Origin of the sequence: Sagittula sp. MA-2 (genome assembly GCF_030126985.1) — a bacterium.
Lineage (GTDB): Bacteria > Pseudomonadota > Alphaproteobacteria > Rhodobacterales > Rhodobacteraceae > Sagittula.
The window spans coordinates 2025596-2038544 of record NZ_CP126145.1; the positions used below are offsets into that span (position 1 = coordinate 2025596).

Sequence of the window (12949 nt, forward strand, 5' to 3'; positions counted from 1 at the left end):
TCTCTATGATACGGCCCCTTTCCGCCCATCAGCACGTCGGTGCCGAAGAACGAACGCACATAGCTGGCGCCAGCTGACTTCCACCGAAAGTCGGGTTTCCGGGTGACAACTCACAACACATGGCCCTAACAGTCGTGCGTCAAAACCGCGCCTCGCGACGTGCGGTTCCGCCACCGGAGGCGCCATGAGGTTCACCTTTCGCCAGATCGAGTATTTCATCGCGGCCGCCGAATCCGGTTCGATCAAGCTGGCGTCGGAACGGATCAACATCTCGCAGCCGTCGATCTCCACTGCCATCTCCCATTTGGAAAGCGAACTGGGCGCGCAGCTATTCCTCCGCAGGCACGCGCAGGGACTGTCTCTGACACCCGTCGGGCGGCAATTGCTGGCGGAGGCGAAGCTGCTTCTGGACCAGGCGAACCGGCTGTATCAGACGGCGTCGGAGGCCAGCGAGACGGTGCGCGGCACGCTGGCGCTCGGGTGTCTCGTCACACTTGCGCCGATGATCCTGCCCGAGGTGTCCCAGAGTTTCGCGGCGCATTATCCCGGTGCGCAGGTCTTGCCGGAGGTGGCCGACCAGGAAGCCCTGCTGAACAGGCTGGCAAGCGCCGAACTGGACGTGGCGCTCGGCTACGATCTGATGGTTCCGGACGAATTCGATTTCGAACCTCTGGCGGAACTGCCTCCCTACGCCATCGTGGCACAGGGCCATCCGCTGGCGGCACGGACGTCAACCACGCTCGAGGAACTGTCCCGGTACGGGCTCATCCTCCTCGACCTGCCCTTGTCTCGCGACTATTTCCTCGGGCTCTTCGCGCGGGAAGGCCTTGCGCCTCGCATCGCTGCGCGCATTCCCCATTCCGATGTCATCCGGACCATGGCCGCCAACGATTTCGGCTATGCGATCGCCAATGTCCGTCCGCGGTCGACCCGGGCGATGGACGGACGGGATGTGTCGCTCCTGCGGATCGAGGGGAACCCGCAACCGATGCGGATCGGGCTACTGAAGGTTGCACGCCGACAGCCGACGCGGCTTGTCTCGACCTTCTGTGACCACTGCCGAACGCTGATCTCCGACGACAACGTTCCCGGGATGGAGGGGCCGCTCTTCACGCCTCAGTAACACCTCGGTCTGTCACCAGACCGGCGGCTTTGGACCGGTTTGACGGGCGCCCATGCCCTGCTTTTACATACGACGCGAGCTCCGCAGGCGTTTTGCGTTTGATCGTGGCCTGCGCTACAGCTTCGCGCATGGGCCACAGGGTCGACCGGGAAGGCTCTGCCGGGTTCAGGTGATTCATGGTCGCCCTGCAACTCAGGGGCAGGATAGCGGAGGCGCGGTTTTGAGAGCGATAGATTGGCTGGAACATCTCGTCTCCCATCCGACGATCAGCAGCGCAGGCAACCTTGACCTGGTGCACGGGCTTGTGGATGCGCTCTCGGCCGCCGGGGCCGTGGTCGAGACGTTTCCCGATGAGACGGGCAACAAGGCCGCCCTGCTCGCCCGCTTCGGACCCGATATGCCGGGCGGTCTGATGCTGTCTGCGCACCTCGACGTGGTCCCGGTGGAGGGCCAGGACTGGACGGTGCCGCCTTTCGAACTGACCTGGCGGGGCGAACGGCTGCATGGGCGCGGCACCACAGACATGAAGGGCTTTGTGGCCTGCGTCATGGACCTGATCGAAACACCGGAGATTGTGCAGGACCTGGCAAAGCCCTTGTGGATCGCGCTCTCTTACGACGAGGAGGTCGGTTGCGTCGGGGTGCGTCCCATGCTGGCCGCCATCGCCGAACGCGGCATCCACCCGGATCTGGTGCTGGTCGGAGAGCCGACCTCGATGAACATCGGCCTCGGGCACAAGGGGAAGACGGCCTACCGTGCCCGGTCGCGCGGGATCGCGCGTCACAGTGCCGAGGCGCCGCTTGCCGTGAACGCGCTGCACGCCCTGGGTGACCTGATGGCCGATCTGCGACGGATGCAGGAGGATCTTGTGCGGGACGGCGTCCGCGAGGACGGCTACTCCGTCCCGTATTCGAGTGTGCACGTCGGGGTCCTGTCAGGCGGCACTGCCGTGAACGTGGTGCCATCGGAGGCGACCATGCTGTTCGAGACCCGCTTTCCCGCGTCGGAGGACGCCGCGGCCCTCGACGCCCGGATCCGCACCATGGCGCAGGAACTGGACGAGGCGCTTCGCGACGGGTGCGGGTTGACTGTGGAGGAATTGCTTTCCTATCCCGGCCTGACCACCGATGCCGCGGCTCCGGCAGTCCAGAGGATGACCGCCTGCCTGCCGGAGACCGCGCGTCCCTGCTGGCTGAGTTTCGGCACGGAAGGCGGGCTTTTCGCGGAACGTCTAGGCGTGCCTGTGGTCGTGTGCGGCCCCGGTGACATGGCTCAGGGCCACCAGCCCGACGAGTTCATCGAGGCAGAGCAACTTGCGGAATGCCGCCGGTTCCTGGAGCGCGCCGCGGCGGCCTTCTGCAAGGAAAGCCCGGCGGCCACACCCGGATAACCTTCCCGAGACCCCCCGCTTGGCAACGGCAAACGGTTACTGGTCGCCGGGAACCCCGTAGGACGGGGCCTCGCGCGGGTCGAGCGCCCTTTGGACATAGGCGTCGAGCTGCGGCTTGTAGACCTCCCAGGCGGTGGCGACGGCCTCGATCGGGCAATCCTCGGTCCAGTCGCAGCGCAGGTCTGCCACCGGCCAGGCCACCTTGTCGACGATCTTCAGCCCGGCGGAATGCACCGGGCCGGCCTCTCCACCCGCAGCCAGACCGGCGCGAAGGGCCGCTATCAGCCGGTCGCCGATGTGACCCGTTGCGGCGGCGTAGGCATCCACCATCGCCTGCGGCACGCCTTCGTTTGCAAGAAGGTTGCCGCCGGAGGCCGCGTCGGGCCCCTGCGCCTCCGTCCAGATCCCCAGCGCCTTTGCGCCCGAATGGATCGCGGTCCCGCCGCTGGCATCCACCGCCAGAACCTGCCGGTAGTCCATGAACGACCCGTCGCGGCGCAGGGCCTCGATGGCCTCGGCCGCGCTCTCACCCGACGCCATGCGGTCCAACGCCAGCGGGCCGAGCGTCGGGTCGGTGATGTTCTGCGATGCCACGGCGCCCACGCCCGTCCGGGCGTAGGAACAGCGCGCCGCCACGGCCGGCGAGGACGAAGAGATCACGATGCCGAACATGCCGGTCTCGGCGCAGCGGGCCACAAGGGAAAAGGTCATGACCTCACCCCTCGCGCTCGTCGGGAATGACTGCGGTGCCGTCGATCTCGACCAGCCACTCGGGCCGGGCAAGCGCCTGCACCACGAGGCCGGTGGACACCGGATGCACCCCCTTCAGGTATTCGCCCATCGTACGATAGACGGCTTCGCGGTGCCGCACGTCGGTGATGTAGACGACCACCTTAACGAGGTGCGCCATCTCGCCGCCGGCCTCCTCGATCAGCTGGCGGATGTTCTGCATGACCTTGTGGGTCTGTTCGACCGGGTCGTGGCTGTCGATGTTCTTTGCCGTGTCGAGGTCCTGCGGACACTGGCCGCGCAGCCAGACCGTCCGGCCGCCCCGTGTGACAACAGCCTGACAGAGGTCGTTGTCCAGCGACTGCTCGGGGTAGGTGTCGCGCGTGTTGAACTTGCGTATGCGGGTATGGGCCACCTTGCGGGTCCTTCTCATTCTGCCGCCGCGCCAAGGCCACCGGCCTGCGCGTCATAGGTTTCGTATGTCTTCTGTATCCCGATCTGGTCGGCCACATGCGCCGCGTCGTGCCAGACGCCCCAGATAAAGCTCGATCCGCGCCGGGACAGCCACGGCAGCCCGACAAAATACAGCCCTCGCACCGGGGAGACACCGCGCTGGTGGCGGGGCTTGCCGGTCTCGTCCAGCACATCCACGTCCAGCCAGCCATAATCCAGCGCATAGCCCGTCGCCCAGATCACCGTGCCGATCCCCGCCTGTGCAAGGTCGAGCTCAGCCAACGCCTGGGTCATGCAGTCCGGGTCATCAGGGAAGATGCGGGCCTCCGGCTCTTCCGGCAGGTCGAGCCCGTTCGCCGCAACGTAGGCATTGGCCTCGTCGAGCAGCGAGAGCAGGTTGGCATCGCCGCGCGCGACGTTCGTCGCCAAGTCGGGCGCGAAGTAAAGGATGCCGTTCTCGCAGCGTTCCGTCCGCCCCACGAGGGTCAGCCCCTCATGCGCCAGCCTGCGGAAATCCACCGTCTCGCCGCCCCGCGCGCCGCTGACGGCAATCGTCACATGCGCGGTGCCGGGCGCGGGCGCGGCCATGTCCCACTTGCCAAGCACGCCCAGCCACCAGACGAAGTCGCGGCCGCGGTACCGGCGTGGCGGGCGGTCGTGCGGTCCGACCGAGAGGTAGACCTTGCGCCCTGCCCTGTTCAGCTCGTCGGCGATCTGCACGCCAGACGATCCGGCGCCCACGACAAGGACGGCGCCTTGCGGCAGGGCGTCGGGGTTGCGGTAGTCGGCGGAGTGGATCTGCTGCACGGCCGTCTCGGGCGGGATGACCGCCGGGATCACCGGCACTTGGAACGGACCCGTGGCGCTGACGACAGACTGCGCCCGGAACTCACCTGCCGACGTTTCGACCCGGAAGCCCGGTCGGCCCTGCAGACGCGAGACACGACGAACCTCGACTCCGCAGCGGATCGGCGCATCGATGCGGGCGGCGTAGCGTTCGAAATAATCGGCCACGCTGTCCTTGTGGACGAATGCCTCTCCGCCCTCGTCGAAGGTCAGGCCGGGAAACCGGTCGTGCCACGCCGGCCCGTTCGCGACGAGCGAGTCCCAGCGGCCCGTCCGCCAGCGTTCGGCGATCCGGTCCTTTTCGAGCACGACATGGCCGATACCGTGACGCGACAGGTGTTCGCTCATGGCGACTCCGGCCTGTCCGGCTCCGATGACCAGCGTGTCGACGGTTTCAACGGTCATGCGGTGTCCCTTTGTCCAAGTGCCGGGCGTGTCATCCGGCCCGGTGCGTCCGGCCACCTTAAGCATGAATCAGGTTCGGGAAAATTACGGATTTCATCTTCTCTGGTTCGGATTATCCAAAGTCGTGCTTGTCGCCGCGGCTGGTCAAACCGCCTCTTCACAATTGCACGGGGTGACGGATCGCCCATGAACTCCGATGTCACTGGCCGGGCAATGGCACTTCGACCTCGCAGCGATGGCCCGCCGGGATCGCGTTGCCCGGGTTCGGCAAGGTCAGCCGGATGCCGAACGTGCCGGAGGCCGCGTCAAACACCCGGTCGATCACGTCCACCCGCGCCGAAAACGTGCCTGACAGCGGCGCTTCGGGGGTGACGGTCAGCGTCATGCCGGGGCTCAGCATCGGGTGGGCGGTGACCGGCAGGAACGCCTCGACGTGCAGCGGATCGACCTGAGCCAGAGACACCACGCTGTTTTCGGTCCCGAGGAATTCGCCGTCGAACAAGTGACGGGCCACCACGATGCCGTCCAGCGGGCTGCGGATCACGCGCTGTTCCAGTTGCGCCTGTGCGCGTTCCAGTTCGAGCCCCGTCACCTCGTGCTGGAGCTGCGCCATGGCACGTTCGCGGGTGATGACCTCCACCTCGGCCTCTGCCGCTTCGAGCCGTTCGAGCGTGCCGACCCGCCGTTCCATCAGGTCGCGTGCCCGGTCCAGCTGCTTCTGCGCAAGTGCCAGGCGGCTTTCCTGCGCCTCGATCCCGGCGGTGCTGCGGGCCTGAAGCTGCAGGAGTTCGACGGCCTTGGCCTCGACCTCCGAATGCAGGCGGGCGATGACCTGGCCGCTTTCCACCGTGTCGCCCTGATCCACCAGGACCTTGTCCAGCAGCCCCGACACGGGCGAGCCGACGTCGATGGTGACCGCAGGGGTGATCACGCAGTCGAAGGTCTCGGCTGTCGCGGGCGCGGCGAGCATCAAGGCGAAGCAGGTCTTGAGGACGCTGGGGACGGGCAACATACGTGTCATTCCGGTTTTCCACTGAAGGCAAGCATCGTCCCCAGCCGGCGATCCTGATCCAGTAGGATGCGTCGGGCACGTGCGTGGTTTCGTTCGGCGCGTTTCTGTGCGCGGCGGAAGAGGATGCGGGCCGCAAGGCGGCCGATGCCGCCGGGCATGCGGGCCAGGGTCGCCAGCCAGCCCTTGCCGGCAGATGTGTGCTCGAGGATACCATCCTGTAGTGACAACATCGGCTGGCTCGAACCCGGTTCGCCGCGCCGTGCGGTGCGCCCCACCAGCTGGCGGTCGATGCGCTTGGAATCGTGCCGCTCGGTCAGGATGACATGCAGGCCGCCGCGTTCGGCCACACCTTCACCCAGCGCAATGTCAACGCCGCGCCCGGCCATGTTGGTGGCCACCGTTACCCGCCCCGCCTCACCGGCCCGAGCAATGATCCCGGCCTCTTCGGCTTCGTTGCGGGCGTTCAGAAGGTCGTGCTCGGCCCCAAGCTCGTGCAGGTGTTCCGAGGCCTGTTCCGACGCCTCGACAGAGCGTGTGCCGATCAGCACCGGGCGCCCTTCGCGCGAGAGGGCAAGCGCCCGCTCCGCCACGGCACGCCAGCGGGCGGCGGCTGTCGGGAAAAGCTGCATGCGTTGAAAGCGCCGCTTCGACCGCGCGTTGGTCGGGATGGAAACCACGTTCAGCCGGTAAACCGTGGACAGTTCCGACGCCACCTCGCGCGCGGTGCCGGTCATGCCCGCAAGGTGACGGTAGCGGCGGAAGAAGCGCTGGTAGGTGATACGGGCCAGGACGTCCTTGCGCGGCGTGATCTCCACCCCTTCCTTGGCCTCGACCAGCTGGTGCATGCCGTCGTTCCAGGAGCGCTCCTCCATGATGCGGCCGGTGTACTCATCGACGATCACCACCTTGCCGTCCGACACGATGTACTGGTCGCCCCTGGTAAAGAGATACCGGGCGGTCAGCGCCTGCGTGACCGCCTGTTCCCGCCGGATCCGGTTCGCCCAGATGCCGCCGCGTTGCAGGCCGAGCGTCTCCAGCCGCGCCTTGCCGCGGTCCGTCAGTTCGATGCGGCGCTCCCGGCGGTGCAGCTTGTAGTGACGCCCCTCGAACATCTGGCGCGCCAGCAACCACGCGGTTTCCGCCCAGATGCGTTCGGACTCCGCGTCGGTTTCGCGCGACAGGATCAGCGGTGTGCGCGCCTCGTCGATCAGGACGCTGTCGGCCTCGTCGACGATGGCGAAATGCAGGCCGCGCATGACCGGCAGTTCGCCCTGCCCCATCGGGTCGAGGAACTGACGCAGCTTCAGGGCGGCATTTTGCGGGGGTCCGCCCAGCTTCACCCGGTCACGGAGATAGTCGAAGGTGATCTCCTTGTTCGACGCATAGACGATGTCGCGCCGGTAGATGCGCCGGCGTTCCGGCGGCGGTATCCCGTGTTTCAGCACGCCGACGCTCAGCCCCAGGCGGTCGAACAGCGGCTGCATCGTCGCGGCATCCCGCTCGGCCAGGTAGTCGTTGACCGTCACCACGTGAACAGGGATGCCGGCAAGCCCCGCGGCACCCACGGTCAGTGTCGCGGTCAGCGTCTTGCCCTCGCCTGTCTCCATCTCGGCGACCGCCCCGCGCGCCATGGCGAGCGCCCCCAGGAGCTGCACCTTGTGGTGATAAAGCCCGAGGATACGGCGGGAGGTTTCGCGGATCAGCGCGAATGCCTCGACCAGATTGGCGTCCGTCAAGCCATCGGTCCGGGCCTTCCGGCGCACCCGTTCGATGCGCGCGTCAAGGCCGGCGTCATCCAGCGCCGCGATGCCCCGCGCCCGCCAGACCGTCCGCAGGAGCAACACGCGCAGGCGCAGACGCAGGACCGGCACCATGAGGCGCCCGTAGAGGTAGCGTGCGACGTTCTCGGCGGGGTCGAGCCAGTGGTGGCGCGGTTCTTCCCGTTCGGGGTACAGCGTCAGCGCAGGCGCGAGGAAAGCGCCGCCCGCGGGGGCGACGCCAGATTTTTCCGCGGCCACAGGGCCGGTATCAAGCATTCTCGTCCGTCGGCTCCTCGACGGTCTCGGCCGTTATGATCTGGGGCTCCTCCCCCATGTCGCCGTCCAGCGAGAAGCGTTCCGCCAGCGACCCGAAGTGGCGCAGTGATCCAAGGTGCAGATAGATGCACTCCAGTTCGTCGGTGCGCATCATCTTTCCGAGGTCCTCGTTCGAGACGGCCTTCAGCTTTTCGCGGTCGACGGTCTGGAAGCCGGACAGCGACTGGCGCTCTCCGGACGGCAGACTGAACTGCGCCTCCATGGGACGCAGCAGGTCCAGCTCCATCAGCCGCTTGCAGAACAGCTGCGTGCGGTTGAAGCGTTGCTGGTAGTCCTGCAGGAAGGTCAGCACGCTTTTCAGGTATTGCGTCTGGTTGCCGTCGCTGTCGAACAGCCGCTCGCCCCTGTCCTTCTCGTTGCAGCCTTCGAAGCTCTCGTCGATGTGGAGGATCAGCTGCTTGCCGCCTGCGTCCTGCGCAAAGACGAAGGGATAGCGGCGCACGAAGGCGGGTACGTACTTGCCGCCCCAGGACCCGTCCGGCTTCACGAACAGGTTCTTGGTGGCGGTCGCGCCGAGGATGGCGCAGGGCATTACGGTGTCCGCATTGCCGGTGAAGACGATGGGGTATTCTATGGCCGCCTGGCCGAATTCGATGGCGGTCAGCGGGACAGAGTTGACCTTTTCGGCAAACTTGTAATCGGCGCCGGTGCGCACCGACATCTTCTTGTGCCGCGCAGAACTTACAGGGACGGCATTCTCGTAGAACAACAATTGGGTCATGGGATCCTCCAGAAAACAAGTTTGAAAAATAGAACGGGTACGGAACAACCTTGACGTTACCAACTGCTGAGAATCGCACAACAGTTTTGTGAAACAGCGGATAGCTCAGGTATTGTGATCAAAGGTCAAAATTGCGCAGGAAGATCTGTCGAAGGACGCGGTAAAGTTGAGCGGCGACTGGTTCCTGCCCGTGTTCGAACCTCACATAGACCCGCTCGCCAAGGCTGCGATATGTTGTGCCCGGGGGCAGACGCACGTCCAGATGCAGAAGGTTGGACAAGGTCTGCCGCTGGCCCGAAGGCCCGCTGGCGCCGGGGTCGAGGGCGATGCGCCCGCCCCCCTCGGTGGCCAGCGCCATCGAGGGCAGAGAGGCGGACAGCGCGGGGATTTCCCGTTCAATCCGGGCGGGCAGGATCCGGTCGGGCGTGGATGCGAATCGCAGTTTCACGCCGTAGGTCTCGCTGCGGACAAGATCGCTCCGGTCCTCGGGCACGATGACCCGCACAAGCGGGTCCCGGAAATCGGTCACATAGCCCACGACATCGCCTTTCTGAAGGTAGCGCCCGATCAGGTCCATGCCTGCCGGAACCACCAGTTCGCCGGGCGACGTGGCGCGGATCACGAGGCTCCGGCTGCGCTCCAGCGTGAGGTCCCGGTCGGCTTCGGCGGCGCGCAGTTCTTCCTGCAGCACCCGCGCGGCGGAGCGGTCGACGAAGTCCTGTGCGGCAAGGCGGCGGCGCAATTCGACGATGTAGTCCTCCAGCATGGTGACGCGCGCGGCCATCAGCGGATTGTCGATCGTCGCCAGCGCCTGGCCTTTGTCCACTTGGGTTCCCGGTGCTGCGGCCAGTTCGGTCACGATGCCGTCGGCCTCGCTGTGGACGATGTGTTCGCCCGAAACCCAGACCACGCCCTCGGCCACCGTGGCGTGCGGCAGGGGCACGGCAAACAGCACGGCGGCAATGGCCGCCAGCGTGCCGCCTGTCACGGCAAACGCCCGGCCCCTGTGGTGGCGAAGCGCCGGGCTTGCCAGCAGGTACCACGCCTGTTTCATCAGCGGCCAGCCGAACATCAGCGTCACCGACCAGATCGCCATGATGATGCCGATGAAGAAGAAATGCGTGCTGATGAACAGCACGATTACAAAGGTGATGAAGACCCTGTAGGCGAACGCCGCCAGCGCGTAGGTGGTGAACCAGAAGGCCTCTCCCGGGGCGGTCGCCGGTCCCTCCTGCTCCTTCATGCCGAAGGCGTAGCGTTTGACCAGATAGCCGATATGTTCCTTCGAGCGGTTGGCGAGGTTGGGGATCTCGAGCAGGTCGGAGAACACGTAGTAGCCGTCGAACTTCAGCAGCGGGTTGCCGTTGAACAGCAGGGTCGAGACGCCGCCGATCAGCATCACGTTGAAGGCAAAGGCGCGCACCAGCCCGTCCTCGGCGTTCAGCCAGACGATCATCGCGATCGCGGCAAGGAAAGCCTCGACCAGGATGCCCGCGGCCCCCACCAACGCGCGTTGCCACTTCGACTGGAAACGCATCGAATCCGAGGCATCGACGTAAGGCACGGGCATGAACACGAGGAACATCAGGCCGATCTCGTGGACGTCGCCGCCCCATCGCTTCACCACGTAGGCATGGCCCAACTCGTGCACGGCCTTCACGCCGATGTAGCACAGCGCCAGCAGGCCGAGGTTCTCCGCCGTCAACACGCGGTCGATGACGTTCTCGGTCAGTTCGTCCCAGTGAGACAGCGCGAGGAAGCCGCCGTAGCCCACCACGGCCAGCCAGATCAGGGCGCCGAACCACGAGATGAGCGGCCGGACCAGCGGCATGGTGGCCGAGATCAGGTCGTCCGGGTCCAGCACCGGCAGCCGCACCGCCAGCGGGTTCATGAAACTCATGATGAGCTTCTTGCTGCGCTGGCGCTCGCCACGGTCGGAGAGTTCCTCGATGTCCGGCGGGATGTCCCCGAGCAGCACGTCGGCCGCGTGCAACTGACCGAGCAGTCGGATCACCTCGTCCTGGGTCAGCGTCTCGTCGTCGAGCTGGTCGCAGGTCGTGTCCCAGACCTCCTGCACCGTCCGCGTGCCGTCCAGCATGGAAATCACCCGGTAGCCCGACGGCGAGAACCGGTGGAACCGCCCGGAGGTGCGGTCCTGCAGGACGTACCACAACTGTCCGCGATAGCGTGTCCGGTGCAGGCGCGCATGGCGGCGCAGGCGCGGTTTCAGGTTGGCGACACGATACCAGTTCTGCGAAAGGAACGCCTTGGCCATCGCTCAGGGCATCCAGCGCCAGAAGGTCAGCTTGGCCCAGTTCACCAGCGGGCGGGTCCAGACCGCGAACAGCAGCCGTTCGTCGATCTCGGTGCGCGCGATCCCTTCCATCGAAGGCCGCAGCCGGGGATCGTTCTCCTCAAGCGAGGCATCCACCCGGAAGAAGTTGCGCCCCTCGCGCTGGTCGGAGACCGGCGTGATCCGCTCGATCTTGTAGAGCAACGGGAGGTCCGGCAGCGAGGAGACGCGTAACTGCCCGGTCTGCCCAGGTGCGATCTCTGCCAGGTCACGCTCGTCGACCTCCAGCACCACGCGCCAGCCGTCCGGCGGCGCGATCTTGAACAGTTCCTCGCCGCGTTCCACCGTCGCGCCGATCTTCTGGCTCAGGTCGCCCGACACGACCACCCCGTCGAAGGGCGCGCGGATCTCGGTCCGGGCGATCTGTTCCTCGACAAGCGCGATCTGGCTGTCGATCTGGCGGATCTGGCTTTCGATGATGTTGGCCTCGGCGCGCTGGCGGCCGGCCAGCGCCTGCGCGTATTCCGCCTGCCTCTGACCGCGCGAGGTCACCAGCCGCAGCTGCTCCAGCGCAAGATCCTGATCGTCGAGCCGCGCCAGCACCTGCCCTTCGGTGACGACGGCGCCGGCCTGCACCTGCTCGTCCGCAATATAGCCGTTAAAGGGCGCCACGACCGTCCGCTGCACGGTGCCCTGCAACTGGGCCGGGGCGGTGACGGTAAAGGTCGTGATGGCCGTGGCAAAATACCAAACCAGACCGGCGAAGATCAGCGTGGCCAGCTTGCGCCCGAAGTGACTGGGGCCCAGCAGGCGCTTCACTTGGTTGCCGATGACCTCGAAGACCTTCACGATCAGGATGCGGTCGTTGCGCCGCTTCTCTTCGATCACCGGACCGACGACTGTGGCGATCACGTCCACCAGTTCGACGGTCTCCTCGTCGAACCCCTCCGGCCCGGCCTTCTCCAGAGTCAGCGCACCGATGATGTCGCCATCGTACTGAATCGGCACGCTCAGCACGCTGTCGGCGCGGTGGGTGCGGACCAGTTCCTCGTGCGCCAGCGTCACGCGATAGTCCCAGCCGGGCGGCGGCGGATAAAGCACCACCGCCTCCTGGTCGGCCGCCTCGTTCATGGCGGCCCTGATGTCGCGCATAAGGCTCATCCGCTTGCCCCAGCCGGACGCGTGGCTGACCGTGACGACCTTGGCATTGCCGCGTTTCATGAGCCCGAGGCTGACGGGGTCGCACTTCAGACTGCGCGCCAGTTCGGTGACAAGCGCATTGGCGGCGGCGTTGAAGCGTTTCTGTTCGAGAACCGTCGCCAGCATCGACAGCGCCTTGGCGGTGCGGGCCTGCAGACGTTCGAAGGATCGCCCCTGGTCGCGGCGCAGCAACACCTCGATCCAGCCGGCGCCCCAGCGCAGGTGGCGGACCACCTCGCCCGGGGTCATCGCCTCGCCCTGCATGGTGACGGACACCGCGCCGTAAAGTTGCCCGTCCATCAGGAACGGCAGGGCAATCTCGTGCCCCTCCTCCGTCCGGGTCAGGATCGGCTGGCGCTTGCCGAGCGCCCGCTCCGTGGCAGCCATGAGCGCGGGGCTGATCGCGGCCTCTTCCGGCCAGCGCGCGACGGGGGCAAAGGGCCCGGTGTCGGGGTCGCCGATCAGCGCCACGGCAGAGGTGACGCCCGTCAGGTTCCGCGCCAGAAGGGCCAGCCAGCTTTCGACGAACCCCTCGACGGAGTCGGCCTCGGAGAACCGTGTCCAGAGGGCCTGGTCGAAGATCGCGTAGCTGACCTGTCCGGTGCCATCGCGCCGGGCGGGCGTATCGTTCGGGCTTTCCGTTGTCATATGTCGGTCATTCCCTGCAATACGCCCGTCCCG

General features: G+C 66.3%; 10 protein-coding genes. 2 read left to right on the plus strand and 8 right to left on the minus strand.

Going from position 1 to position 12949, the window contains the following annotated elements; all coding sequences use genetic code 11:
* The first annotated feature begins 184 nt into the window (after positions 1-184).
* Entirely contained in the window at positions 185-1123 is a 939-nt protein-coding gene (locus tag QNI11_RS10030; RefSeq protein ID WP_283983295.1) for a LysR family transcriptional regulator, read from the plus strand.
* A 220-nt stretch (positions 1124-1343) separates the two neighbouring features.
* Positions 1344-2513: an acetylornithine deacetylase gene (locus QNI11_RS10035; protein WP_283983296.1), complete on the plus strand. Its 1170-nt coding sequence runs from the start codon at positions 1344-1346 to the stop codon at positions 2511-2513.
* A 36-nt stretch (positions 2514-2549) separates the two neighbouring features.
* On the opposite strand, the gene QNI11_RS10040 is transcribed toward QNI11_RS10035, so the two are convergent.
* The 8 genes from QNI11_RS10040 to QNI11_RS10075 all read right to left on the minus strand — a co-directional run bounded on the left by QNI11_RS10040 (position 2550) and on the right by QNI11_RS10075 (position 12916).
* Positions 2550-3224, minus strand: coding sequence for a DUF1028 domain-containing protein (locus QNI11_RS10040; RefSeq protein WP_283983297.1), 675 nt, complete (start codon positions 3222-3224; stop codon positions 2550-2552).
* Between the two features lie 4 nt (positions 3225-3228).
* Positions 3229-3657 carry a RidA family protein gene (locus QNI11_RS10045; protein ID WP_283983298.1) on the minus strand — a complete coding sequence of 143 codons (429 nt, stop codon included), beginning with the start codon at positions 3655-3657 and terminating at the stop codon, positions 3229-3231.
* A 14-nt stretch (positions 3658-3671) separates the two neighbouring features.
* Entirely contained in the window at positions 3672-4946 is a 1275-nt protein-coding gene (locus QNI11_RS10050; RefSeq protein ID WP_283983299.1) for an NAD(P)/FAD-dependent oxidoreductase, read from the minus strand.
* Between the two features lie 199 nt (positions 4947-5145).
* Positions 5146-5967: an efflux RND transporter periplasmic adaptor subunit gene (locus QNI11_RS10055; RefSeq protein ID WP_283983300.1), complete on the minus strand. Its 822-nt coding sequence runs from the start codon at positions 5965-5967 to the stop codon at positions 5146-5148.
* Positions 5964-7994: a translocase gene (locus QNI11_RS10060; protein WP_283983301.1), complete on the minus strand. Its 2031-nt coding sequence runs from the start codon at positions 7992-7994 to the stop codon at positions 5964-5966. Before QNI11_RS10060 ends, QNI11_RS10055 begins: the two co-directional genes overlap by 4 nt.
* A complete protein-coding gene (locus tag QNI11_RS10065) occupies positions 7987-8775 on the minus strand; it encodes a SapC family protein (protein WP_283983302.1) in 789 nt (262 codons plus the stop codon). The genes QNI11_RS10060 and QNI11_RS10065 overlap by 8 nt, the downstream gene beginning before the upstream one ends.
* Before the next feature lie 118 nt (positions 8776-8893).
* On the minus strand, positions 8894-11050 hold the full coding sequence (locus tag QNI11_RS10070) for a PqqD family peptide modification chaperone (RefSeq protein WP_283983303.1): 2157 nt from the start codon (positions 11048-11050) through the stop codon (positions 8894-8896).
* A 3-nt stretch (positions 11051-11053) separates the two neighbouring features.
* Complete coding sequence (locus QNI11_RS10075; RefSeq protein ID WP_283983304.1) at positions 11054-12916, minus strand: HlyD family efflux transporter periplasmic adaptor subunit; 1863 nt, start codon at positions 12914-12916, stop codon at positions 11054-11056.
* Positions 12917-12949: the final 33 nt, after the last annotated feature.

Excerpts from the sequence above, each read along its gene's own strand:
- QNI11_RS10030 (WP_283983295.1), top strand. The coding sequence starts at position 185 with ATGAGGTTCACCTTTCGCCAGATCGAGTATTTCATCGCGGCCGCCGAA.
- QNI11_RS10040 (WP_283983297.1), bottom strand. The coding sequence starts at position 3,224 with ATGACCTTTTCCCTTGTGGCCCGCTGCGCCGAGACCGGCATGTTCGGC.
- QNI11_RS10050 (WP_283983299.1), bottom strand. The coding sequence starts at position 4,946 with ATGACCGTTGAAACCGTCGACACGCTGGTCATCGGAGCCGGACAGGCC.
- QNI11_RS10055 (WP_283983300.1), bottom strand. The coding sequence starts at position 5,967 with ATGACACGTATGTTGCCCGTCCCCAGCGTCCTCAAGACCTGCTTCGCC.
- QNI11_RS10060 (WP_283983301.1), bottom strand. The coding sequence starts at position 7,994 with ATGCTTGATACCGGCCCTGTGGCCGCGGAAAAATCTGGCGTCGCCCCC.
- QNI11_RS10065 (WP_283983302.1), bottom strand. The coding sequence starts at position 8,775 with ATGACCCAATTGTTGTTCTACGAGAATGCCGTCCCTGTAAGTTCTGCG.
- QNI11_RS10070 (WP_283983303.1), bottom strand. The coding sequence starts at position 11,050 with ATGGCCAAGGCGTTCCTTTCGCAGAACTGGTATCGTGTCGCCAACCTG.
- QNI11_RS10075 (WP_283983304.1), bottom strand. The coding sequence starts at position 12,916 with ATGACAACGGAAAGCCCGAACGATACGCCCGCCCGGCGCGATGGCACC.